Annotated in this window: 15 protein-coding genes; 10 read left to right on the top strand and 5 right to left on the bottom strand. The window is 64.5% G+C overall.

Annotation, left to right across the window (positions count from 1 at the left end; genetic code table 11):
• The first annotated feature begins 259 nt into the window (after nucleotides 1-259).
• The 6 genes from IU459_RS22320 (at nucleotide 260) to IU459_RS22295 (ending at nucleotide 11,552) form a co-directional block, all read left to right on the top strand.
• Nucleotides 260-769 carry a YbaB/EbfC family nucleoid-associated protein gene (locus tag IU459_RS22320; protein ID WP_195131511.1) on the top strand — a complete coding sequence of 170 codons (510 nt, stop codon included), beginning with the start codon at nucleotides 260-262 and terminating at the stop codon, nucleotides 767-769.
• Nucleotides 766-1,080, top strand: coding sequence for a WXG100 family type VII secretion target (locus IU459_RS22315; protein ID WP_195131510.1), 315 nt, complete (start codon nucleotides 766-768; stop codon nucleotides 1,078-1,080). Before IU459_RS22320 ends, IU459_RS22315 begins: the two co-directional genes overlap by 4 nt.
• Nucleotides 1,080-10,013 (top strand): toxin glutamine deamidase domain-containing protein, encoded by an 8,934-nt coding sequence (locus IU459_RS22310; protein ID WP_195131509.1) that lies wholly within the window; start codon nucleotides 1,080-1,082, stop codon nucleotides 10,011-10,013. The genes IU459_RS22315 and IU459_RS22310 overlap by 1 nt, the downstream gene beginning before the upstream one ends.
• A gap of 77 nt (nucleotides 10,014-10,090) precedes the next feature.
• Nucleotides 10,091-10,582, top strand: coding sequence for a DUF6301 family protein (locus IU459_RS22305; protein WP_195131508.1), 492 nt, complete (start codon nucleotides 10,091-10,093; stop codon nucleotides 10,580-10,582).
• Nucleotides 10,579-11,034: a TY-Chap domain-containing protein gene (locus tag IU459_RS22300; RefSeq protein WP_195131507.1), complete on the top strand. Its 456-nt coding sequence runs from the start codon at nucleotides 10,579-10,581 to the stop codon at nucleotides 11,032-11,034. Before IU459_RS22305 ends, IU459_RS22300 begins: the two co-directional genes overlap by 4 nt.
• Nucleotides 11,035-11,081: 47 nt before the next feature.
• Nucleotides 11,082-11,552: a DUF6301 family protein gene (locus tag IU459_RS22295; protein WP_195131506.1), complete on the top strand. Its 471-nt coding sequence runs from the start codon at nucleotides 11,082-11,084 to the stop codon at nucleotides 11,550-11,552.
• A gap of 872 nt (nucleotides 11,553-12,424) precedes the next feature.
• Here the strand turns inward: IU459_RS22295 and IU459_RS22290 are convergent.
• Nucleotides 12,425-13,009, bottom strand: coding sequence for a DUF2199 domain-containing protein (locus IU459_RS22290; protein WP_195131505.1), 585 nt, complete (start codon nucleotides 13,007-13,009; stop codon nucleotides 12,425-12,427).
• A gap of 188 nt (nucleotides 13,010-13,197) precedes the next feature.
• On the opposite strand from IU459_RS22290, the gene IU459_RS22285 reads away from it, so the two are divergent.
• On the top strand, nucleotides 13,198-14,622 hold the full coding sequence (locus IU459_RS22285) for a WGR domain-containing protein (protein WP_195131504.1): 1,425 nt from the start codon (nucleotides 13,198-13,200) through the stop codon (nucleotides 14,620-14,622).
• A 237-nt stretch (nucleotides 14,623-14,859) separates the two neighbouring features.
• On the opposite strand, the gene IU459_RS22280 is transcribed toward IU459_RS22285, so the two are convergent.
• The gene (locus tag IU459_RS22280) at nucleotides 14,860-15,639 is read right to left on the bottom strand and encodes an SDR family oxidoreductase (RefSeq protein ID WP_195131503.1); all 780 of its coding nucleotides are present in this window, start codon (nucleotides 15,637-15,639) and stop codon (nucleotides 14,860-14,862) included.
• 660 nt (nucleotides 15,640-16,299) lie between these two features.
• On the opposite strand from IU459_RS22280, the gene IU459_RS22275 reads away from it, so the two are divergent.
• Entirely contained in the window at nucleotides 16,300-18,492 is a 2,193-nt protein-coding gene (locus IU459_RS22275; protein WP_195131502.1) for an elongation factor G-like protein EF-G2, read from the top strand.
• Between the two features lie 352 nt (nucleotides 18,493-18,844).
• Here the strand turns inward: IU459_RS22275 and IU459_RS22270 are convergent, their stop codons facing one another.
• Genes IU459_RS22270 through IU459_RS22260 form a run of 3 tightly spaced genes read right to left on the bottom strand, consistent with a single transcriptional unit; the run spans nucleotide 18,845 to nucleotide 23,287 of the window.
• Complete coding sequence (locus IU459_RS22270; RefSeq protein WP_195131501.1) at nucleotides 18,845-20,878, bottom strand: hypothetical protein; 2,034 nt, start codon at nucleotides 20,876-20,878, stop codon at nucleotides 18,845-18,847.
• Nucleotides 20,878-22,863 (bottom strand): type VII secretion target, encoded by a 1,986-nt coding sequence (locus tag IU459_RS22265; RefSeq protein ID WP_195131500.1) that lies wholly within the window; start codon nucleotides 22,861-22,863, stop codon nucleotides 20,878-20,880. Before IU459_RS22265 ends, IU459_RS22270 begins: the two co-directional genes overlap by 1 nt.
• 28 nt (nucleotides 22,864-22,891) lie before the next feature.
• Entirely contained in the window at nucleotides 22,892-23,287 is a 396-nt protein-coding gene (locus tag IU459_RS22260) for a hypothetical protein (protein ID WP_195131499.1), read from the bottom strand.
• Nucleotides 23,288-23,539: 252 nt separating this feature from the next.
• Between IU459_RS22260 and IU459_RS22255 the strand changes: the two genes are divergently transcribed.
• Together IU459_RS22255 and IU459_RS22250 are read left to right on the top strand one after the other, a co-directional pair.
• Nucleotides 23,540-24,823, top strand: coding sequence for an FAD-binding protein (locus IU459_RS22255; RefSeq protein WP_195131498.1), 1,284 nt, complete (start codon nucleotides 23,540-23,542; stop codon nucleotides 24,821-24,823).
• A gap of 263 nt (nucleotides 24,824-25,086) precedes the next feature.
• Nucleotides 25,087-26,112, top strand: a complete 1,026-nt coding sequence (locus IU459_RS22250; protein WP_195131497.1) for a hypothetical protein — start codon at nucleotides 25,087-25,089, stop codon at nucleotides 26,110-26,112.
• Nucleotides 26,113-26,152 lie beyond the last annotated feature (40 nt).

Raw genomic sequence — 26,152 nt, 5'->3', positions numbered from 1 at the left:
CTCGTGGCGAGCACGCGACGACGAGCGTGAACAAAGCGCAGTGGCACGATGTTTCGCAAGGCCGCGCCCGTCCCGGCACACCGCAACTGCCTCGAACCCAGACCCAGCCAACGGCTGGCACCCCCGAACGTGCGGATGCTCCTTACAGTTGCGGCCTCCGTATGGCCGGTGATGGAATCTGACATTCGATGGAACCGATCGTCGGTCCGCTGCGTCAAATGCAGCAACGGGCCGGATTCTCGAAAGTGGGGGTTTGCAGGTGCAGGACAGTGGGCGTGACGCGACGCAGCCATCCACCGATGCGCTGCGTGATCAGGTCGATTCGCTGCGGGAGGTCTTCGAGCAACAGCGCAGGGACCTTGCCGAGGCTCAGTCCACGCTCGCGAGCACCACGGTCACAGCGTGGTCGTCGAACAACCTGATCCGCGTGGTCAGCAACGCTGCCGGTGTTCCGGTGGAAGTCCACGTCGATCCGGAGGCGTTCAAGCGTTCCACCCCGGAAAAGCTCGGGCAGTCCATCACCGAGGCTGTCCAGGCCGCCGCCCGGCTGGCGGTGGAAGCGACCCAACAGGCCGTCGCACCTCTCGAAGCGTCAGCAGGGGAAATTCCCGATCTCTCGGATCTGGTGCCCGGCGCCCCCAGCATCCGCGATCTGGTCCGCACGATGTTCCCGGAACCTTCCGCCGCACAGGACGAAACCGCACCGCTGGATGAGGAATCCGAGGACGAGTACTACCGCAACCGCTCCTACCTGCGAGACCGCCCGTGACCAACTTCCGTGTCGACCCGGAAGCGCTGCGCGCCACCCGACCAGGCTTCGTCGACGTCGCCGACAAAATCGCCGCCGCGGCGGCCAACCTGCGGCGGGTCATCGAGACCGAGGGCGAGTGCTGGGGTTCGGACAAGATAGGCCAGAATTTCGCCAAGGACTACACCCCTGATGTCCCCAAAGCGTTGAGCAGCGTCGAAAACCTCGGCAAGACGCTGAACAACCTGGGCGAGAGCATGGTCGCCATCGCGAACGCGCTGCAAAACCGTGACCAGGCCAACGCTTCTCAAATCGACCAGATCCCTACCTGATGGGCATCGAAATCCCCGGGTGGCTGCAATGGGCCGCCCAATGGCTTGTCGGTGCGGGTGATTGGCCCGAGGGCGACGAGACCGCGATGCGGCGGGTGGCCGACGCCTGGTCGGGGATGTCGGCTGCGCTGAACGAGCTCGATGACGACGCCGCGCACACGATGCAGCTAGCACTGGCGGCGATCGACGGAAAAACCCACGACGCGATGGCCGCCCACTGGGACAAACTGGCAGGTAAAGAAGGCGCCTGGCAGGCACTGGTCAAATACATCGACAAATTGGCCGACCAAATCGGCGACGGCGCAGCCGATATCGAGCACACCAAACTGGTCATCATCGGCGCGATGGTCATTTTCGCGATCGAGGTGGCGCCGCTGCTGGCGACCGCCTGGACCGGGTTCGGCTCGGCAGGCGTGGTCGTTCTGCGGGTGGCCACCCAGGTCACCATCCGCATGGCGATCAAACAACTAATCGCCCGCATGCTCACCCGCGCCGCAGCCAAAGCCGCCGCCCGCGTGGCCCTGCTCGGCGCCATCAACGAGGCACTGGAGGAAGGCGGCCTGGAAATCGGCGCCAAAATCTTCCAGCTCGCCGACGAGCGCCGCGACGAAGTCTCACTTCGAGACTGGAAAGACGCCGGAATCGCCGCCCTCGCAGGCGCGGCCGGTGGCGCGGTCGGTGGTGGACTCGGGCGCAGCGGCCTGCTGTCTGGGGTCGATGACGTTGCCACCAGCCGCCTAGGCCGAGCGGGCATCGCCGCCACCACCGAAACAGCAACTGGCATCGCGGGGGAAACCGCCGCGGCGGCAACAGTCGCCGCCCTCACCGACCAACCCTTCCAACTCACCCTCGAAAGCATCACATCCTCCGCCGCACAAGGCGTCCCACACGGACTCCATTCCGCCGCCGGAACTCGCCCCACCGACACCGATCCCGAAACAACACCACCCGACATAGACGACCCCGGCCCGACCCCACCCGTTCCCAGCGACAGCCAGCCCGAACGCACCCAACCCACACAAAGCGACACTGACGAACAAACCCAGCCGAGCAGCACCCAGCCGGAACCCGAAGCAATCCAACCCGCGAGCGCGCACGCCGACGGGACCGAGAGCGACTCCCCCACGTCGAATCCCGTCGAGAACACCACGCCTGCCCCGACAGACTCGGCACAGGCCCAAAACACGACGGCTCACACGAGCGAGGTCGGCACCGAGAACTCCAGTCTCACCCTGCCCTCGCCCGACAGCGCCGATCCGGTCTCGGGTAACCCGCAAACGCAGACTCAGGCCGCTACCCCCGTCAGCGCCGAGGCAACCCCGACTCCGTCACATGCCGACAGCCCGTCCGATAGCACCAGCAGCCTCGCAAGTTCGGATCCGGGCCCGCCCACGCTCAGCAGCAACCAGGCGACGTCACTCAACGACACGGCACCCACCGTCTCCGCGGAACAAGACCCGACCGGAACCGCGACGACTTCGCCCACTCCTACGGCTCCATCGCACATTCCGAGCGAAATAGGCGAACAACCCACCGACCCATCGAATCCTGCGCCCGCTGCCTACGATTCCGTCGCAGACCGATCCGGCTCGCAGCCCAGCAACCAGAACCAGCCGAGCGTCGGCAATCCGCCGCCCATCGTCGACCAGGCCGCCCCGGCGCCGGGCCAGCGCGTAGCGGCGGCGACCGCACCGGACACCGCAACACCGAGCACGACCAGCCCCCTTGCCGCAGCACCGCCTTCGACGCATACGCCCCGACCGGATGCGCAGGCGAATTCGCCAACGGACACTGTCACCTCGAGCGCTGTGACAACGGCATCTCCAGCGGCCGTGCCACCCAGCACACTCGCCGGAACTTTCGCACATACCACCGACGCGAGCCAGCGCCCGAGCCTCCCCACTCCCGACCCCGCAACAGCAGTCGGTCCATCGCAGTCCGCACCCGTCGCCACACCTCGGTCCGACCAGACCACGCGCCCGACAGTTCCGCCACAATCGGTCTCCCCGGTCGTCTCGCCGCCGACCGCGACCAGCGGGCCCAGCAGCACTAGCGCCCCACCAGCAGGCCTCGTCCACCGCGCGAGTCCACCCGATCGTGCATCATCGGTCGGCACCGCGTCTCCGGCACCTATCTCCGATCCTGTCGCGACCACCAGACCTTCTCGACGGGAGGAGACGCCGGACACGGCACAGCCGAGTCGACCCATCGACCCGACTACTCGCCGACAATCGGACACGGACCATCCGGGCCCCCCGAGTCCCGAGTCGATGTCGCATTCTGGCGGCGCCGTGCGTCCACGCGACGACTTCGCAGCGTTCGACTGGGCGGAAGACGCGTACGACCATTTCCGCCGCGACGATCGTGACATCGACCATATCGCACGCACACTCGAGGAACATCCACGCGCCGACGGCTCGCATTTCACCCGCGACGACGTGGAACAGATCAAGAACCACCTGTTCCGCGAAGAACAACCCATCATCGACTACGACGGCAACCTGATTCACCGCAGGTTCGACGCCGATCCGGACATCGCCGAGGCATGGATCCGGCTGCGCGCCGGACATCCGCTGCGCGCCGATATCGTTTTGCTCGAACATGAGCTGGCCGAGTCCGACTACTTGCGTGCTCATCCGGAATCGACGTATCAGGACGCACACGCACACGCGAATCTCGACCACCACTGGTCCAAAGACACACCGCCACGAACCGGCGAACGCTACGACACACTGTGGGGACGACACGATGGCACTGCTGATCTACTACAACCAGACCAGGGACAACCCGAGCGAAGTGGAGTACCAGTTCGGGGAGACGAGGGACAACCTCGACCGCACACTGATCATCGACAAGACGAGCAACACCGTCCGCACGGACCAACCGGAGGACGGGATCTTCCGAGCGACCGCAGGACAGATCATGGTCCGGGCCAGACGCGAGAAGCAGTGGCCCCAGAACGGCGTGATCGCCTCGTAACCGACCACAGCGATCCGCGCGAAACACACACGCATCCGGACACTTCCCGTCCGCGGGAGTCCGACCGTGGTCCGGCTCCACATGCTGAGCAACGAACCGAAAACCCGTCCACCACAGCCACACCGCCGCACGTGGGCGACCGGAATCAGCCGACGCGGCACCCGGCACCTGACCGCGCAGTCGGCGAGACCGCCGCTGACAATCGGCCGCAAAGTCCGTCACGGCCGCCAGACCCCGGCGCCTTCTTCCGTCGACGTCGCCGCAGCGGTGCGGACACGCCACGGCGCGGCGACTCGTGGGATCAGGCGATGCGCGAGCTCGCCGCGTCCAGTGCACCACAACCGGAGTCTGCGGCGCGCCGGGGAACGCTTCCGGTTCAGGACCGGCCCTACTACGCCAACCCGGACTTCCGCGACCGTGACGCGGCAGACGAGTACGCACGCAATCATCCGAACTACTTGCACGAGGTCGCGGGAATACGCGCGAGGGCGGTCCACGCCCATCCCGAAGTCGCTCGGTTGACGGACGCAGAGATCGCGGCCATCCGGCACAATCAGTTCCTGTCGTTGAACGAGCACGTCAACCGAGCCACTCGGGACGGCGATACCAGAGCCCTCGAGGAATACGATGCGGCAGTCCGTGCTCTGGTCGGCGCATACAACGCGCTGCCCGACCACCACGGCGTGGTCTATCGCTCGCTGTATATCGCCGATCCCGTTCTGCTGCAGAGGTTTCTCGACGAGTACCAGGTAGGGAACACACCGGCGGACCGAGGCTTCGCCTCCTCGGACAAAGAGTCGTCCATGCCGGGCGGGAATATCGAACTCATCATCGAATCCCGGCACGGTAAGGACATCTCGTGGGCCAGCGGCCAGCAGGACGAAGTCGTCTTCCCACCCGGCCACCGCTTCCGCGTCGACAACCGTACATTCGAAAATGGCAAGCACATCATCTATCTCACCGATCTCGGAAGGAATCCTGATGGCCATCAGTCCAGAGGAAATGGAACGGATAGCACGAGAAGCCCTCGGTCCTACGCTGAAGCAGGAGAGCTCGGATCCCGAGATTCGGGAACGGGTGGCACGCAACATGGCCGCCTGGCGAGAGAAGGAAGCGAAGGGCCGACGCCCAGCCACCGAGGAGCAGATCAAGATCTGGCAAGCCTGGGGCGAATCGGAACTGAGGCGGATCGATCGGGAACGAGGCGAGACGACGGAGTAAGCCGGCAAGCAGAGCAGACCCGGCCTGATACCAGCGCTGAGCACCGAAGCCAGCATCCGACGAACAGGTCCGCTGACCCACGGTTGCCGTCGACGCCACCACATGCGGAGTCGGCTCCGCCGATGTGGGCTCACCAGGATCCCAACTACATCGCCAATTCCCATCGTCTGCCCGATTGGTGGCCGCGCGCTGAGCATTCGGGGCGGCCGCATGCACCGGAAACACGCGCACCGGTGGCCGATCTGTCATCGATGCGTGCCCCTGAATCACTCCCGCCGCCTCCACATCTCGCGCCCCCACCAACGCACGGAGCGGAACCACGCCCGCTCACCGCGCCACCGCAACCGCGTCCCACCCACATCACGCCCGCGCCGCACGACCAGGGACGCCCCGGGCCTCACCAGCGCCAAGAGCCGGAGCACACCACCGGTAACCGCGAGCCGAGACGACGCCCCGACCCGCGCTTCGAACCGAATACGGGTTCGGAACCCCGGCGTCAAAACCCACATAATCCTGCGCCACCGCATGATCCGCACAGCTCAGCACGCCAGACCGAGCTACCCGATCAGCGCCGTCCGGTAGACCCGGAAACACAGCGGGCACTCGAGACACGCAACGCACGGGAGAACTACCGACGCCGAGCACCCGAAGACAATCGAGTCATCGCGGTGCGTCCGGACCGGACAACCGGCATCCCCGCCTACGAGGTGCGCCGGTATGCCGAAGGTCCCGAGCATGTCGCCGTAGTCAGCGTGCGGGTCCACCTCGAAGCCGGCGCGCACATCTCCCCGCAGGAGATGCGGAATCTGATCGAAAATGCCCACCTGGCAACAGACCGCGCCTTCAACTACGGCCGCCGACTGCTCAACCGTGACTGGCTGATGGTCGACGTCGTCTTCACCAACGACCCGTCCACCGCACACCTGTCGGTCAACGTCGACCACGGAACGGGCGGCCCGAGAACTTGGCATCCACACGACACCCCCGATGTGCTCGCCAACCACCTGCGCGAGCATCTGGGCCTACCTGTCGATAGTCAGAATCAGCCGACCGTACGTCCTGAAGACATACGGCAGATCAGCAACGACATCGCTGCGGCAAATACGCCCACCAGGTTTACCCGTCTGCCCGAAACTCGGGTCATCGGCCACAACCGGCTCGACGCCTTGGAGGATCAGGCCTACCAGGCGATGGTCGAGGACTCGCTCCGCGACGGCGATCGCTTCACACGAGGCGCAGACCCACGCACCCACCCTTATGGCCGGCTCGTCAACGACGGTGGTCCCCGCGTTCAGGGCCGCCGCAACAACTGTCTCGACTGCGCGTTGTCGGCCCTGGCCTCGTTCTTCGGTTCTCCTCAGGTATCGCTACCGAGATGGCGCGACCTACTGTCCGATGGGACAGTCGACGAGCGTACCGGTGAACAGCACGGGCTGGAACGGGCCGCTCGATGGCTCGGCAACGATCTGTCGAGCTATGCAGGCCATGGCTTGTCCCTACCCGATCAATTCGCCGCAGTCCACGACTGGATAGCCCATCTCGGCCCTGGCTCGGCAGCACTGATCGTCAACGAATGGCACGCGCGCGACAGTAACGGCAACCTCCTATACGACTCGAACGGAGACCCGATCACAGACGGCACCCACGCCACTGTGGTCGTCTACCCTCCAGGCGCCAGTGGCCCGGTGTGGTGGGATCCGCAGTCCGGCGAGACCTCGGACGGCCCACCGACACGGATGGTCAACGACTCGACGCAGCTATGGTTCACACCCATTCCACCTGACCAAGGAGTCAACAATGCCGGAGTTTCAAACCGAGGACCAAGTGGTTCGGTACCTGGCCGAGATATTCAATTCCGCACGGGAATTCCGGATTCATCCGTTCGAGAGCGGGTGGGTCTGCGTCCCGATCCTGACACCGGAGGAAATCGCCGCGGGACAGGGCCTCGGCTTGACGAAATTGGTGATCGATTCCGAGACAGGGGTGGTGATCGAGTACCCGAGTTGGTCGGTACCGATGGTGATGGACGACTATATGGCGGCGAAGCGGACCGGACGGCCGCCGATGGGCGGCCAGGTGTACCCGCCACAGTGGACGGTGAATATCGAACGGATACAGGAAGACCCGACCGAAGTGGAGTACTTGATACAAGCGTCGTCGACGACGGAGGAACCCAGCATCGAACGCCATCTGATCATCGACAAGCAGACCCTGCGCTCCCGGACGAACACGTCCGCGATCCATCCCACGTGCGCACGAGCGAAAGCGTGGGCATACGCGAACAGGAACCCGGACGGGACTTGGCCGCAACACGGGACGTTCGAGTTCTAGGCCCGCTCAATACCACACCTCATGACGTCCTGGCACCTTTGCCAGCGCAAGCGGCCGACATCGTGCCGTCAGGCCGTGACAATTCCGGCGATCCTGACAGAACAGGCGGCGACGATCGCGGCCGTTCCAACGAGCCGGACCACAGGTGGCAACCGGATGCGCACTCTCCTTCAGAAGCACCGACTTCGCGTAACAACGAGCCGACCCCACCAGGGATGTATCGCGGCGAAGACGGACTGCTGCACAAGCCAGGTGATCGAGCTGACTCCTACCGAGACCCCGACGGTAAGTGGCATCGCATCGGCGATCGTGAAGGCACGTACCGCGACAAGAACTTCCAGCTGAGGGAGGGCAAAAGCTGGGTTACCGATCCTGCCGTCAGGGAAGATATAGCCTTCCTGGCGGATAAGGGTCCCGCCGAACGGTACGAGGTTGTCGATCCCGACATAAGAGCCAAACTCGCCGACTTGGCGGCCGAAGCGAACCGGCAGGACAGCGAGCGCGCCGCCGCCAGTGCGGCCGTAAAAGCACACATGCGGGAGTTCGGGGTCAACAAGATCGATGAGTTGAGCGAGAAAAAACTTCCCGCGCTTATCGACCAACAGGAAAACCGCATCGCCAACGATCCGTCACTCAGCGACCAAGACAAGCTTGCGAAACTCGAACGCCTCTACGAGATGGCGGACAGCGCAAGCAACTACAACCGCCTTGGTACCGAGATGGTCTCCACCACCAAGGAAATGGGAGAGCTCGGTGGGATCGCGCACGCCACCGACCGGCCGGACACAGTGCTGCTGACCCCTTTCGAAGGTGCCATAGACGGACGCGACACCTTTGACGTCATCGCGTTCGCCGACCGACCGCATCCAACCCTCATACTCGAAGAGTGCAAGGGCGGGTCTTCCACACTGGGGGCCGCCGATACCGAGAAGGGCAGAGCTGAGCAGGGCTCGCGCGAGTACGGCGAGCGCACCGCAGCTATCGAAAAGAACCTCGAACGGCTGCTGGTGGAGACACCCGAGCAGATGCGAGCTCGCGGCGTGGATCCGGACAGTCATAAAGGGCAGCAGCTGTTGAAGGCCCGCGATGAACTCTTACGCGCTCACGCTGATGGCACGCTCCGGGTCGAGTACAACTTGGTCCACGTATCGCGCGACGGTGTGGTCACCGTATCCCAGTTCAACCTCGAACGTGACGGACAGTCGTTCTCACTCGAAATCATCGGTGGCATCGACAGAGCTCGTGCTCATGAACTCGTTCGGGCGGTGGAGGCGCGAGAGCTGGAACAAGTCATGGCCAGAGCAATGGAGGAGCATCGGGCCAGGCTACTGCAGTCATTGGACCCGCGTGAACGTGAACTCGTGTTGGAAGCCGTCCAATTCTCCAGAGAAATGGTCGTATCAGAGAGAACGCCGGACGAGTTGCGGGCAAAGGTGCTCGAATATGTCGAAAAGTTCAGGGAAAAGCTCGAGCGGGATGCCGGCCGGGCAAGCATGGAACTCGCCGAAGCGAAACAGCTTCTGGACAGGTTGCAGAGCTTAGAGTTGGATCGCAGTCTCGACATCCTGGAAAATATCAGCATGGATCCGGAGTTGAAGGAAGTTGCCAAAGATCTATTGACAGCCAACGTGGTCGATCGCGATCGAGCAATTGTAGCGGAACTAGAAATTGCAACCCGGGAATTGGTCGCCTCGGTCACAGAGCAGGTGCTGCAGACCAGAGATCCGCAACTGCAGGATCGCGGACGGAGCCTGGACCAGGCACTCGACAAGGTCAGGCAGCTGGAGGTGGGCCGGGAGCAGGGGCTCGGCCCCGATCTGGCGAACCTACTCGAAGCGCATAATTCGATCGAGCACGTCCAGCGGATAGAGCGTGAAAACGATGCCCGCACTGTCCAGGCGATAGGGTTGAGCCCAGAACACGAACAAGAAGTCTTCCGAGCGCTGGAGGTAGAGCGTGAGCAGGCTGTAGCGCATGTCAGGGACGCTGTTGCCCGCGAGGTTGTACAACAGCACAACCTCATCGTAGAGCAGAATCCGGCGTTGAGGATCCCCGAGAGTCGCGGGGCATCATTCGATGCCCGGGCGTATCTTCTACGCCTGGAACACGAGCCGAGTAGTTTCAACCGGGAGAAAATGGCATTCGTATACGAGCTACCCGGACGAGAACCTGTACTGGTGCCGTATGACTCACAGGCCGCTCGCTTGGCCGCCACAGCAAGAGCCATTCAACGTGGACTGTCGATCGAACACGCTGCGGTAGTTCATTTAGCTCGAGAAGGCCAGGCCATCCCTGCACAGGAAGTCGTTCGGACGCCGCCTACGGCTGAGGAGTTGAGAATGCGTGGCCGTAGCGCGGCCCTTGCTCGTGAACGCGAACGAGAACGAGAGCGAGAACGTTGAACGACGCCGTGCAGCTACAATCGATGCCGCAATTCGACACGTTATTATTCGACCTGAGTGGAACGTAGGGTGATGTCATGACCGAATGGCAAGCACTTGGTGATGCCGAGATCGTCGAGTTGGCCAACCAGCTTGTGTCGTTGGATTGGTCATGGCAGATGGGGGATGTACCCCGACTCGCCGACGAGTTCGGCTGGCGTATACAGCGCGCCAATCCGGAGTCGGCGATCCTCGACGTCGGGTTCGGGATTGCCAGTGGCCGAGTCCACGGTCGCGACGGTCGCGCCGAGGTCATCGAACTGGCGGTGACCGCCAGAGCGACCGAAGACGCCGCCGGGCGAGCGTTCGTACTCGACACGTTTGCCCGGCTGGCTTCGACACTTACCGACGCGCTGGGTCAACCCTCCAGTCGGATTCCGGGCGACCTTCCCGAGATTCGTTGGGCTGGTGAGGAAACAACGCTGCGGATGATCTGCCTGTCGGTGACGGTACGACTATTCCTGGTGACCAACGCGTGGCTCGCTGTACACGACAAGACGGTAGAGCTACAGGAACAGGGTCTGATATGACCAGTTGGTCGGAGTTCGCCGACGGACTGGCCGAGCATTTGGCCACATTGCCTGCCGGAGTCGTCGTAACCATCGGTGAAGTCGAGCAACGGGCGGAGCGGCGCCGGATTGCCCAGTTCAGGCAGCTCGACGACATGATTTGGGCTGAGCTGGCAGGCGACTACTGGCTGGATCCGGACGTACAGGCCGGAGAGATCGGAGCACGGCTGATCACCGAAGCCGGCTGGCAGCAACCCGACGCCGATCACTGTAACAACTGGTGGTACGAGCTACTTTGGCCTGCGAACTCCAATGGTTATCGGCGTTTGGCGTCGATGATCGTGACCGGACTGCGGGACGCGTTCCGGATAGCGGACCCGGCAAGTTTGGAATATGACGCATGGAACGAGCGTGCTGACAATCGCAAGATCGAACTGCCGCGCACCGGCTTGATCAGGAGAGCAGACCAATGACGGGTACCGGTCCGAGCAGTCCTGGTCGGGTGGATGGTTGGCGTGCATTGAGCGACGGGAAGATCATTGATCTGGCCATCGAGCTGCGATCACTGGTCTGGTCCTGGCGGATGGACGATCTGATGAGTCTCTTGGTGGTATTCCCCTGGCGGGACCCGATCATCGAGTCGCCCGACTGGGCTCGGTTCGATGCCGGGCTCGGAGCAGGCACCTGCGACGTGATAGGGCGCGAAGGTGACGCGGAACGCATCGAGGTCGCGGTCACGAACCTCGCGCCCGACGACGCCACCGGCCGGGCCGCGGTGCGTGATGCGTTCAACCGCGCGACTGCCGCACTGACCGGCGCACTCGGCGCGCCGACCGTGCAGATCGTGGGCACGGTTCCCGAGATCCGATGGGACGGAGGGGAAACGACTCTGCTGCTCACCGATCTGTCGCTGATGGTCCGGTTGTGCTTGGTGACCAACACGTGGCTCGCCTCCTACGACGAAACGAACGCCACCGCGCTCCAACCCTGAGATAGCGAGCTGTCAGAAATTGATGACAACCGCACCCAACTCGGTCTGAGTCATTCCGAGGGGCTTCCCCCTCGATCCGGGTCATCGTGAGACTGGCCCCTGGAATCACCACTATTCATGCCGAAAACACCCGCAACGAACTCGCGTGCCGTCGGACTCGAGCGAAATTCGAGGAACTCGTCAGGGGGCGTTAATCAGCATCCAGCGACTTGGGTTCAGAGTCATAGGGACGACCGTTGGCGCATGCTGCGCCACACCACCGCACGAAAAACACCAGTCACCTAGCCTCGGCCAATCACGTCTGGTCAGCTGGTTGTGGCCGAGAAATGGCGAAGGGGTGCTCTGAACTGCGATCGTTCGATTTGCTGAAGATTGATATACGCAGTGTGAGGAGCGCACCCTTCTGGTGCGGGAGTCTACGTGGTGGTACCCGTCGCTGAAAATTGACGGGGACGGGTCGGGAGTGGTGTCCCAAGCCGGTGCCGAGCCTGAAGCGCCGGACATTCCGGTATGCGATGCGCGAATCCTCGACGGGACCGAGGCCGCCGGATTCTCGTAATGGGGAGGTCAGGGATTACCCCGAGAACGGCGTGCATCCGTGAGATATACGCCTTGTCCGATAACCGGACGCCGCTACCTCGTCAGCAGCGGGGCAACCATCAAAGCCGTCCCCGCCGACAGCACCGGCATACGGTCCCAACTCGAGCGGGTCGTTCAGGTCACGATCGAGGGGTTTCGCGAGGAGAACGATCCGAGTTACACCTGAACCATGGTCGCTCCGCAGCTGCCGATCGGGCGGCTATGAGCGGACGCCGCGATGCGAGCGGGTGATGCTTCGCCGACGGAGGCGAGCCTGTCGACGTCGCTTCGATTCAGTGGATTGAACCCAGCGTGACCTCATGCGACGACTGCTCCCGCAACACTCGATCCAGGAGCGGGACCGCTGATGCCACGCAAACCGGCAGTTTCTCAGGGTCTTTCACGATCGCATCGACCGGGGAGGCCAACATTCCCCACGGCGGAATCTCGTTCGCTAGATAGCCTTCGATGCGCAGCTGGGAATAGCCTGGGCCCCACCAGGCTTCGCATATCAACTGAAATTCGGCGGGATCGACCAGCAGCCAGACCCCAAAGGTAATGCGGTAACCGCCAGTCAAATCGACCGGAAGCGTCGCGCGTACAAACGTTCCGATCCGCTGCACCTGAAGCAACTCGGAATCGCGTACATCCGAACCGCTCATCCACACATCCTCTGCGGGCACCGGCTGGTGCACGTGCAACATCGGTTCCGGCAGCGTGAACCTTTGGTCCCGGTCGTGTTCGTCGAGCACGTGTCCGCAGTCGGGGCAGTTGTCAGTAGCCACGTCATCAGTATCAGCGATTCGGACCAGTTCTCGGGCAGGCTGGTGGTCGGTCGGTCGGTCGAAGATGGCCAACGCGGGGCGATCGACGGCCACGACTGGCAGCGCACCGACCTCCAGGCCAAGTACCTACTTCTCCCACTACCTCGCCCGCCGCATCATCTTCGCATGCGCAACAGCGCGAACCTGTCGAACCGGGTAGGCATCTATCGCGAACGCGCCGAATGTCGGTCCCCCTTGCTAACTTCCGTTCCGTTCTGATCTGACGAAGAGGCGAGGCGCACATGGCAATCGGGGGTACCACCTATCTCGAACTGTCCGAGGACAGCGGGTCCGCGCACAAGTTCTATGAGGTTGTCGTCGCGGGCACGCAGGTGAGTGTCCGTTTCGGCCGTATCGGGGAGCAGGGGCAGACGAAGGTCAGTTCGTTCGCTACTGAGGAGAAGGCGCAGGCGGCTGCGGCGAAGAAGGTCGGCGAGAAGGTTCGCAAGGGGTATGCGCCCGCGGTGATGGGTGCGCGGGCCAGGCGGCCGGTGACCAGGCGGGCGATCAGCAGCCAGCGTTCGACCGCGAAGTCCGCGCCGGTGCTGTGGAGCTTCGACTCCGGCGCCGCCGCCTTCGGCATCTTCGTCGACGAGCGCCGCTGCTGGGTGGGCAACGAGAACGGTGACGTGTACACCCTGACCCCGGAGGGCGTGGTCACCGGCCGCTATCGCCTGCCCGACTCGGTGAAATGCATTGTGGCCGACGACTTCTGGATCTACGCCGGGTGCGACGACGGCCGCGTCTACGACTTGTCGGGCAAGGTGCCGAGGGCCGCCTACGACATCGCGGCCGACGTCGACATCTACTGGCTGGATATTCACGACGGCATCCTCGGTGTCTCCGACCGCCAGGGCGGCATCACGGTGATCGACTACGAAGAGGAGTCGCTGTGGAGCCGGCGCAGCACCGGCGACTCGGGGTGGATGGTGCGCATCGACCCGAACGGCGTCTATCACGGGCATTCCGCCGGTGTCACCAAATACGACCTGGACAGCGGAAATACCCTGTGGCAGGTCGGCACCGGCGGCGAGGTGCTGTTCGGCTGGCAGGAATCCGACGCCGTCTATGCCGGTACGGACCGTCGTCAGGTCCGCATGGTGGCCAAGAGCGGCCGCGCCGAGCAGACCTACCAGTGCGATGCCGCGGTCTTCTCCTGCGCCACCTCACCCGACGGGCGCTACGTCTTCGCCGGTGACAACTACTCCTCGGTGTACTGCTTCGACGCTGCCGGGAACCGGCTGTGGAAATTGGCCACCGGCTGCGGTTCGGCCTATTCCATGCAGTACCACGACGACAAGCTGTATCTGGTGACCACTACCGGGACGCTGGCCTGTCTCGATGTCAGCGAAGCCGCCATCCGCGACGCCGAGCAGGGTGTGCTGCCCGAAACGGTGTCGGTGAAGGCTCCGGAGATCTCCGCCGTGGTGCCGAGCACCACCGTTGAGGTGACGTCCGACGCCGGAACCGGCGTCATTGTGGAATGCGTCGACCAGGGCGGTGCCCTGCGCGTCCGCGTCGTCTCCCCGGGATACCAACAGGGATGGAATGTCCAGTTCCCCAAAGATATTCGCCGTGCCGGCGCTCGATACGTGGTCGACGGCGTGGCCGAGTCCGCGCGCGGCGGCTTCTATCGGGTACGCGGAGATATCCGGCAACTGGGCTGACCGCCTCAGGTTCGATCGTCAGGCAGCTCGGACACCGACGTCTCGGCAACTGCTGGCATGAGGCATCATGCGCAGAGTTGCCGAGATTGCGGCGGCCTTCAGGGCGTAGCAGGTCAGCCCTGATTGCTCACCTCGACGACAATCGAGACGGTGATGCCGTCGTCGGACGGTCACGGATGGGCGGACGGAACGTGTCGCGGCCGACGGCAGATGGGAGGCAACCGGTCGAATCCGCCGTTATCGACCCCGAGGCGTGCGGCGGTAGGCGTTCGTGGGATCTGTAGCGACGAACTGTGCCCAGGTCTGCCCGTCATGGGCGTGAGTGGGGCACGTGTTCTCCCCAGCCCGAAACGCGCGGCCGACCCTTCCGGGCACCGGGATGCGGACAATCCGTCGCGGACCCTGTCGCGCGTCCCGCCACACCTGCGCCAACTGCGCCAAGGTCAGTACTTCCGGACCGCCGAAGTCAGGAGCACGCCCCACCGGTCCGCCCTTGACCAACTCGGCGACCCGCCGCGCTACGTCGGCGGCAGCGACCGGCTGGAACCGGAAGTCCAAGGGCAGCGGCGCAACCGGCCACCCCTCGACGGTCTGCAACCCGGAAGCGATCAACTCGTGGAACTGCGTCGCCCGCAGAATCGTATGTGGCACGCCGCTGTCGATGATCTTCTGCTCGCAGGCCAGCTTGTTGCGGTAGTACCTGAACGGGATGCGATCGATCCCCACGATAGACACGTAGAGCAATTGCTCGACACCCTGCGCGGCGCGAAGCAGATTCTCGGTTTGTGCGATGTCGGGTTTACCCCACCGACGGAAGTCCGAGGCGGCATGCACGATCACGTCGGTGCCCGCGACAGCCTCGGATACGCCCGCACCCGTTTGCAGGTCGCCGACGTGCGTGCCGGCCCCGGCGCGCCGGGAGAGGACCCGGACGTCGTGGCCCTGTTCGCTCACCCGAGCGACCACCAGCCTGCCCAATGCCCCGGTGCCGCCCGTGACGAGAATGCGACTGCCCATCTATTGCTCCTTCCACATCGTCAACCCTCTTTCTCGGACCGATCGCGCAGATTGCTCGACAACTAGACAGCGCCAGGGCTACACCACCAAGATCCTGGGGAACCATCCGACAAGGACGTCTGCGTGGCCGCCGCGGCCGACCAGTTCACCAGACCCCGCTGTTCGGTCGGCCGCCACCATGAGCCGGCTCGGCGCGGTCCCGCAGATGTGCCAGGACAACGCCCGGACGGGTGCACGAGCGACCAGCCCCAAACCCATCGAACCCCGCGGTCGCCGATCTCTACAGCCGACTCCGGCCGCGCTCGAGCGGCCGTAGCCGTGGAATACGTGTCGCTACGGTTGTCGACGACAGAGAACCCGAAGTCGACGATTCGGATCAGGTGCCCGCTCACCCGGATCACATACCCGCTCACCGTGCGAATCACCAAGCATTCGATTCGGCCCAGCTGGCCCGGGCATGACGTTCACCAGCCCGTAGGAGGCCGCGTGTCGTCCGGACGGTTCTCGGCGCAGCGGAACGCGGAGTGCACCGGCACGCGAGGAGACCTCGTCCGCGCGCGATCGGCGCTCCGCACAGCCCGATCGCCCGATTCGTGGACGGGAGGTGACGCCCGGTGGGAAGGTTGATGTACCGCAGGTGTCGGCAAAGGAGCGAGACGCATGGTGGACAAGACCAACGGAGCGCCCGCAGGCAACGGCGTGGTGACGGCGGAGGGCCCCGAGCAGATCCGCAATGTGGTCCTGGTCGGGCCCAGCGGATCGGGAAAGACCACGCTGGTGGAGGCCATGGCACTCACCGCGCGGGCGGTGAATCGCGCCGGACGGGTCGAGGACGGCACGTCGCTGTCGGACTACGACGAGATCGAGCATCGCCAGCACCGCTCGGTGCAGCTGTCCGTGGTGCCGGTGACGTGGGGCGGAGTGAAGATCAACCTGCTGGACACGCCGGGGTACGCGGACTTCGTCGGCGAGCTGCGGGCGGGACTGCGCGCGGCCGACGCGGCGCTGTTCGTCATCTCCGCGGCCGAGGGGGCGGAAGGACTCGCGGGGACGACCAGGGCGCTGTGGGAGGAGTGCGCCGCGGTCGGGATGCCGCGCGCGATCGTGATCACGCACCTGGATACGGCGCGCGACGAGTACGACGTGATGGCCGACGCATGCCAAATGGCGCTCGGCGGCGGATCGACGGAAAGCATTCTGCCGCTTCACCTTCCGGTGTACGGCCCGAAGAACCCGGACGGTCACCGGCCGGTCACCGGCATGGTGGAGCTGCTACCACACTGCATAGGTGACTATTCCTCCGGAACGGAGATCCAGGGCGACCCCTCCCCCGAGCAGGTACCCGAGCTGGAGGAGGCGCGCAACCGCCTCATCGAGGGCATCATCGCCGAGAGCGAAGACGAAAGCCTGATGGACCGCTACCTGGAGGGCGAGGAGATCAGCCTGGCGACGCTGGTCGCCGATTTGGAGCGGGCGGTCGCGCGCGGAAGCTTCCATCCAGTGCTCTTCGCGGCGCCCGCGCCCGAAGGCGCCAAGCAGGGCCTGGGCACCGTCGAGCTCCTCGAGCTGGTCACCGGCGGGTTTCCGACGCCGGTCGAGCACGCCATCACCGCCAGCAACGGCGCGGGACCGCATCCGCTCCGATGCGACCCGGACGGCGAGCTGGCCGCCGAGGTCATCCGCACCGCGTCCGACCCGTACGTCGGACGGGTCTCCTTGGTCCGCGTCTTCTCCGGCACCTTGCACCCCGACGACACGGTGCACGTCAGCGGCCATGGTCTCGAGGACCGCGGTCACGAGAGTCACGAGGTGGACGAGCGCGTCGGCGCGATCTCCGCTCCCTTCGGCAAGCAGCAGCGCCCGCTCGGGCAGGCGATCGCGGGCGACATCGCCTACGTCACCAAACTCGGCCGCGCCGAGACCGGCGACACCTTGTCGTCCACCGACAACCCGCTGCGGATCGAGCCGTGGCCGATGCCCGACCCTTTGCTACCGATCGCGATCCGCGCGCACAGCAAGGCCGACGAGGACAAACTCTCCCAGAGCCTCGCTCGCTTGGCCGCCGAGGATCCGGCCTTGCGGCTCGAGCACAACGGGCAGACGCATCAGCTGGTGCTGTGGTGTCTCGGCGAAGCGCATCGCGACGTCGCCCTGGAGCGGTTGCGGACCCGGTTCGGGGTGCAGGTCGACGTGATCGACCACGTGGTGGCGTTGCGCGAGACGTTCGCGGGCAAGGCGACCGGGCGCGGCAGGCATGTGAAACAGTCCGGCGGGCACGGGCAATACGCCGTGTGCGAGATCGAGGTCGAACCGCTGCCCGAAGGCGCGGGGATCGAGTTCGTGGACCGAGTTGTCGGCGGAGTTGTTCCGCGCCAGTTCATTCCGTCGGTGGAGAAGGGCGTGCGCGCGCAAGCGTCGCGTGGGCTCACCGCCGGATATCCGCTCGTGGATGTGCGGGTCACCCTGTTCGACGGCAAAGCCCACTCGGTCGACTCGTCCGACGCCGCGTTCCAGACCGCGGGCGCGCTCGCCCTCCGTGAGGCAGCCGCGACCGCCGGAATCCGAGTGCTGGAGCCGCTCGCCGAAGTCTGGGTGCTGGTCTCCGACGAGTACGTCGGACCGGTGCTGAGCGACCTGTCCAGTAGGCGCGGACGTGTGCTCGGCACCGAACCGCACGGCTCCGGAAGAACCAGGATTCATGCCGAAGTGCCGGAGCTCGAGCTCAGCCGCTACGCCATCGACTTGCGGTCGATCTCGCATGGCACCGGCGATTTCACGCGCAGTTACGCGCGCCACGAACCGATGCCGAACCAGCTGGCGGCCGCAATGCGCGGGGAGAAGGCTCGCGCTTAGCGGACGTCCTTGTGGAACCAGATCGATGCTTCGCGGGCAATCGACAGCACACAGTCCAGCCGAATTGCCGCCAGACCAAGCGAATTCGGCGTATGGGATCTACCCGCACCGGCGCTGACGCGGATTCACCATGAGGGCTCGCCTCCTCGCCATTCGATATCTTGCCGATCGGCGAACCGCCCGCCAAAGGCCGTTGTACGCGTCGCCCGCACCACCTCTGCCGCGGTCGCCCACCGTGCGGGACTCACGTTCACGTGCAGCGCTGTCCAGGACGAAGACCCTGTCGACTGGTATTTGCGCAGCCTCTGGAACGGCTCGCAGCACCTCCGAACAGGACCTTCGTTTCCGGCGGTCAGATCTGCGGTGGCGAAACAGGTGGCGGACCTCCAGGCTGCTGCGGTGCGGCCACGGTCGGCGGAGGTGCCGCCGCTAGTGTGGGGTCACCACCGGCGGCGCCATTCAGGCCGGTCGGGTGGATATAGCCCGTGAAAAGCCCGTACTTTTCTTCCAGCGGGGGTTTATGGAAATCGAAGGGAATGAGACGGCCATTGTCCAGGACAAACAGTTGGTCGTTTTCCCGGACGATGAGCGCGCTGTGTCTCTCCCATTGCAGAACATCGCCCGTCTTCAGCGCGTCACGACTGGTGATCACCTCGGGCGGATGCTCCGCCGACAACTCACCCGCAGTCCCCCGATACGCGGATATCGCATCGAGGGCGACGTTCTGCGTCTGCTTCTGCAGAGCCTCCGCCACCGGCTGCGGTGCCTTCACGGTCGTATCCCCGATTTTGACATCCACCATCGAGCCCGGGGTCGTTACCGTCGGCGGAGTGCCCGCATAGGCCGGCGCCGCGACGGTGGGAGGTTGCGCCTGAACACCAGGGTTGGCGTTCGCGGGCGCCTGGCGGTTGCGCTCGCGTTCCTCGCGCTTCTCCCGCTCTCGCTCCGCGTAGGCTCGCTCGAGTCGGTCGTCCTCGGGCTGGCGCCCTTGGTTCATCATTCCGCTGATGGCGCTCATCATCGCCATTTGCTGCATCGCATTTGCCATGCCGTTGTCGCCGCTGTTGGCGGCGGGCGCGACAGTTCCGGTATTCGTACCGGCTCCCGTCCCGGTTCCGGTTTCGCCCTGCAGCGCCGAACGAATGGCAGCCAGCGGATCCGAACTCGACGACGTATCACCGGTCACGGTGTCCGAAATGGGCTGGGTACCGGTCAGAGGATCCGTGGTGTCCGTGGACCCGAGGTCCAGATCATCGAACGTGGAGCTCGCGTCTCCATTCGGGAAAATGCCATTCTGGGCGGAAGTATCCTGAGCAGGAGGAAGGTAGCTGGTGTTTACGGGCGGGTAGGTGTTGTTGTTGCCGTTATTACCGTTGTTGCCGTTATTACCGTTGTTGCCGCCTTCACCATCGATATCCTCGGCCTTTTTCTGGAATTCCTTGGTTGCTTCCGCGTACGTGGCATCCCACTCTTCGGCAGCCAGGTCGATGGACCTGACATAGTATCTCTGTTCCGCTTCCGGAGTCAGATAGAATTTTCCGTAACCCTCGCTGTTCTTTTCCGTGTTCTTCTCGTAGACAGCGACCTGCATCTCGGAAGTGGGCGGGCCACCCGAGCTTTCGGTGATCGTGTTGCCGGTACGTGTGGTGTTCGTAGGCTCGTACTTGAGGTCCTCTGCGAGCTCTTCCTTGATCCTGACGAGAGCCTGGAAGGTGTCGTCTTTGATGACTTTGGTGTCGAAGGTGTCGAATTTGACGTCTTTGTGCGAGTCCTTGTGCTCGTCCTTCCGAGTTTCCATCCGGCCGTTCAGATCCCAATGTTCTTCCCTGACCTTCGACCAGCCTTCCGCGCTCATGACACGGTCGTCGTCGAGCACGTTCGTGAAGTCCGGCGCGGCCTTGGGATTACGAATTCCCAGAGTGTCGAAACCCCACTGCATCGTGAACTCGGTATCCGTGATGAGCGCTATCAGCTGCGCACTGGCACCCTTCGGAATCGGCAGCTTGACCGGCTCCGCATGCTCGCCCTCGTCCTCATCGGGCAGATCGCCCAAGTCCCAATCGTTGCCGAACACCACCTCCTCGTCGGCTGCCGCCTGATCATTCTTGGCCTTGACGACATCTTTTGTATCACCGGTGGCAAGCGCGTTTACGATCAGCCTGTAATTCTCATTATCGTCGTCTAAGCCCTGGTGGCGGCTCGCGGCGACGAGCATCTGTTTGACGCCGGGGTCGAGTTGCTCCACGGCCTTCTCGAAATCGGCGCCATTCAATTCGACCAGAGTATCCAACGAGTTCTTGGCGTCGTTGTCGTCGGCCATACCGGAGTCGCCCCAAGAGCCGTCGTAACCTTCGATCTCTGCGACAGCGTCCTCTGCTTTTCCCATCAGGCTCTCCTCTGCTCACCGGAGCCCTTGGACCCCGCCGGAACTGTCCGGAATTCGGCGATGGACGGTGAAGCCCCGCCTGATCCGATGGAACTGACGCTGATGGAACTGACACCGGGTGCACCGAGTCCGACGCCGCGGCCGACCTGGACACCGGGGACTGCTGAACCTGTACCGGTCGTCTTCGGCATCTGCGCCCCCGCCACAGACGCTGTTGCCGCGACCAGCGGATGCTCGATGATCTGGCCATACGCGTAGAGCGCATCGCGCAGAGTCTGCCGGTCGGGTTCGCCTGCGGCCAGCAACAGCAGCAGTTCGTCGGCACGGCGCTCGAAGACCATGCCGCGCAAGACTTCCATTGCCGAAACATCCAGGCGAACACCGACCGGCACGTGGGACACATCCACCCGCCGTGACCGTAGTGTCGCCGCTGACATGTCATCGGCGGCGCGTATCTCGTCCCACCAGCTCGCCGGGACGGGCCGACCGGCCTGCATCGCATCGAGGATCCGTTGTCGCCGTGCCCGGTGTGCGTCGACGTCGGCGTCGATGCCCGTGACGGCGGTGCGGACTCGCGCATCCGCCGCCTGCGCCAGCTCGAGGCACGTCTCCCGAATCTCCAGTTCGGGCACCGTCGCCGCCTGTCGAAGCAACTCCCCCGAACCGGCGAGCGCGAGCCGGTCGACCAGTCCGACACCGGGCGAGGTGAGGTCGACGGCGGATTCCGAGGCGGACACCAGACCCTCGATGGCGACATCGTCCCCAAGGGCCGCATGCACGTCGTCGAGGATCGCCGCAGACGATGCCAGGGCGCTGAGCCGGACACCCTTGCGGCGGCGCACCATCAAACCGAACTCCGCAAGTACCCGGGCGGGGTCGGCGGTGCCTTCCAGTGCCGCGATCGCCTTCCGAGCCTCGGCTCCCAGGACAGAGTCCCACCTCCACGGCAGGGCGACCTCCGACGGCAAGAACAGTCCGGGAGGCAGCCAGCCACGGCCCTCACTGGAGGTCAGCATGACGACAGGCCCGATGCGGGTCCGCCCGACCGCCACTGCCCACTCCGGGCCGAGCGCCGAATCACCCACGGCGGCAAGGGTTGCCGCGAGCAGGGTACGAGCGAGCACCAAGTCATCGTGAACCTGCTCACCTACCACGAATGACGGCAGTGCCCGCCGGTCCTTGGCAGCGTGCGCCACTGCCGCGAACGGACCTGACGCCAGTGATGAGGGCATCCTGGGGGCCACGGGTGCGCCACTGGCGGCGCCCGCTGCCGGGAACGGGCCTGCCGCCAATGGCGTAGCCATCCCGCCGGTCATCCCCGCGGCACTGTTCCCATCGACGGCCACGCCTGCGGCACTGTTCGCGTCGACGGCCGGAGTGCCGAGTAGGTCGGCGGTTCCGCGCTCCGGCAGGCCGACCGAAAACGGCGTCGTCGGGGTCGGCACGGTGGGTCCGACGGACGCGGTGTCGTAGGTCTGTGGTGCCGACGCGGCGGGTGACAGCGGTACCTGGTCGGAGCGGCCGGTCTCGTGAACCATACCCGGGGTCTCGGGGGTGTTGAGGGAAGGCTGCTCCGGCAGGGCGTCGTTCATCATCGGTGTGTCCGGGCCGGCGTCCACCTTTCGGACGGGATCCGTTGGCGCGTCCGGCCCGTCCGGAGGGGCTTTGTGGTCGAAGCCACCCGCCTGGCCGATCTGCTGTTTGCCGGCCTGATCGCCGTCTTCGAGCGCTCGCGCCGCAGCGAGCAATTCGTCTCGCGTCCGCTCGTGGTTAGCGGCGAGGCGTTCGGCATTGTCGTGGCGCCTCTGGTAGTAGTCCTCCAGAGCACCCCGCACCGGGTCGGCAATGGTGCCATATTTGGATGGGAAGTCGGCGAGCCAGTCATGGGGGATTTCACCGAACTTCCGGATGTTTGCGGCGACCAGACCGTGCTGCTCGGCCATTCTGCGCAGCTGATCCGGCTTAACATCCAGGTAATCAGGCATGCTCGGCTTATTCCTCCCACCGTCTATCTCAGCTTGATTGTTCCGCCTTCCCAAAGTTGGGGACCTGCTTATCCGACCCGCTCCCGGCCCGCCACTCGCGCATGACCGCCGCGAGCGGGCGCGGCAGATCGCCGGGGTCATTCATGGCGATGGCATACTGTCGCCGGGCGTCCGCGGTGCTCTCAGTGATGGCGGTCATGATTTCGGCGGCCAGTTCGTGATTGCCGAACCGGGCGCAGGTTCCCAGGGCGAGATACAGGTCCCGCAGCCGCCCCATCGCGTCGACCTCGGGAATAACCAATCCGCTTGGGGACGGGCGACGCGCAACGATCTCGTCGGCCCGTTCGCGCACCTCGGCGACACGGTGCCGCAACTCCCGCGCCATCGCTAGTGCGGCACGTACATCAGGGTGGATGTCTCGCATGGTTCCTCTCATCCGCTGGCGAACGCCCGCCTGTGCGACAGCTGAGCAATGAGCCATCCTCGTTCACTGCGACGCAACGCCGTTGACGAGGGTCCGGTCCTTCAAGTGCCGTACACCACAGGATGCGGCATTCTCACTTGCGACCACTCGCTTCTCGACCTTACTTGGGCGCGCGCCAGGGACAGTGAACTGTTCCCCCCAGTGGGGAGGGACCATACTTCGGGTACTAGTCGGTTTCCCACAGGTGAGGCCATGAGTTCCCGCGAAGTCCCCCTCGACGAGTTCGCCACGGACTTCGGCGGTCTACGGCGCGCCGTCCCAAAAGTCGTGCACCGGATGCCGTCCGCGTTTCCCTCGGTATTGCTCAGCTCCGGTCGACAGTTGACGCTGCGCGGTGCGGGCCACTCCTGTGACGGCCAGACCGTCACCGACGGCGAACTGCTCGTCACCTACGCACCGAAAACCGCGGCTGCGCAAGTGCGGGATCTCGGCGAGGGCCTGATCGAGGTGCCCGCTGGGATGAGCTGGCACGGTCTGGAGCGATATCTGAACCGCCGCAGCAGGGCCGTGCCCGTGTTACCCAATTACCTGCACATGTCGGTGGGCGGCACCCTGTCGGTCGGCGGGGCCGGGATCGACTCGGTGCGGTACGGCATGCAGGTAGACCATGTGGAACGGATCCAGCTGATCGACGGAACGGGAGCCAGTCGCTGGTGCTCGCGCACCGACCATCCGGAGCTGTTCCGGTTCGCACTCGGCGGCCTCGGCACGGCGGGGCTGATCGAACGTGCGGTGCTGCGCACCGTGCCGTACCACCGCTACACCCACGTGCATCGCGCACACCATGCCACATTAACCGAGCTTGCCGGACACACCGAACGAATCGCACAGCGCGACGATGTCGACATCTACTGGGCACTCCTGCGCCGCGGCAGGCTCGTCTCCACCACCGGCTGGCGCGGTAGCGATGTGGGCCGATGCGACGACGAGAACTGCGCGATTGTGCCCAATCTGCCGTCCGTGGAACACGATGACATCACAGAGACGGCGTTCGCGGTTGGTGACCGGGTGCGCATGTGGACCGATTACGTCGTGCCTGCCGGGCAGCTCGCACCCATGCTCGCGACCGTCGAGGCACTCCTCAGCCGATATCCGTTGAACCGTGTTCTCATGATGTTGTACATCCTGATCGTGCGCCGCCCTCCCGATGCAACTTCGTTCGCCTTCACCCCGGTTCGCACTGACCCTGTTTCGATCGGACTCGGCGTGTACACCACGGTCGACCATGATCCGGCAGCCACCGCCGCTACCCGCGACGTGTTCCATGAACTTCTGGAACGCTGTTGCGAGCTGGGCGGGCGTCCTTATCTTTACGGTGCAAACGATCTCGATGACGCGATGACCGAGCGGCTGTATGGAGCCGATCTGGATCACCTTGCGCAACTGCGCTCTTCGCACCGATTGGAACACGTCAACGCCCACCTCCCGCTCGTGAGTGCTACCCGGCGTACTCCCTCCCACAACGGTCGCTGGTAAACGTTGCGGTGGCGCAAGTCCGTCCCAAGCGCGCTGTCCCCAGGTATGGGGATGCGGAAAGAATCGGGTTCGGTCGGAATGAGAAAGTTTGTCGATATGGGTAGGAATGTCCGAGGGTTTCTGCTTTCGAACGGGTACAGCCATGCTGGCTCGCTCACCCCAAACGACCAGGGAGCGCCGTCCACTGCAGCTGCCACTGTCGATACGCCCGCTACCCCGGGCATGCCGCGCCCAGCCCCCGTTTCCACCGGAAAATCCTAACGATGGTGACGGTCGAAGCTGCTGGAGAATTCCTCGTCGACTTGGCCCAGCGGTTGATGGCGCGTTCTGACCCAGCGTGTATCCGGGCCATGATGGAACGCGCCTGCGGCGGGCAGCTGGATGCGCAAGCGCCGGATGGGCGCCGGGCCAGCACGCTGACGTCCTCCGGTATTCCGTTCGAAGCCAGTGTGTCCGGTGGCCGAGGAAAGTTCACGCCTGCCGTTCGGTATGTCACCGAGACCGCCACCCAGGAGATCGGGTTCGGCTCACGCGTCGCCGCTCACCTCGCTGCGATCCGGGATCTCGTCGCATGGTTGCCGAACGGAGATGAGACGGTCGCCGACATGCTGCAGTCCTTCGTCGCGACGCTGTATCCAGATCCCGCCGAAGTCCCGGCGCGGTATCGCTCCGCCAGCTGGATAGGGGTTGTCCATCATGCCGCCGCGCCCCATCATGCAGCCCGTCTCAAGGTATACGGCGGTCCGGCGATCGTGCCAGGGGCGATGAACCGGTTGTGCAGTGTGTGGCCCGCGTTCGCCGAACTGACGTCCGTACCGGACCATGAGAAGCTCATCAAGCCTGTCGGTGCCGCGATCGAGGTGGACGCGTACGGCAAGGTCAACCACAAGGTGTACTTGAGGGCCCGGTACAACGACGTCGCCGTGCCGATGAAACTGGTCCGCTACTTCGGCGATCCGGCCTGGGAAGCGCTGTCCGAGCTCGTTCGGTGTGGCGTCGACGCCGCCGCGCTCCACAAACACGATTTCTTCGTCTGCTGTTCACGCGGTACCGGCGTCCCTGTCTTCGGCCTCACGCTGGTCGCAAGAAAAGGCAACGACCTGACCGCCCTCGTACGCGAACTCGCGTCTCGTCACCACGGCACCACCCATGCCGTAGACGCACTCGCCCTGGCAGCGGAATCGTGCGGGGCGACGTGGCATTACTCGGGAATCGGACTGGGCTTCTCCCCCGATCACGGCGTCGACAAACTGAACGTCTACGGAACACCCACATGGAGTACCACGTAGTACGTGACCGGCGCGCCGCCTTCAGCTGGCATTCAGGTTG

It is taken from the genome of Nocardia amamiensis (genome assembly GCF_015477605.1).
GTDB classification, from domain to species: domain Bacteria; phylum Actinomycetota; class Actinomycetes; order Mycobacteriales; family Mycobacteriaceae; genus Nocardia; species Nocardia amamiensis_A.
The sequence above is the reverse complement of the archived record's forward strand: the minus strand, read 5'-3'. Positions and strand labels throughout refer to the sequence as shown.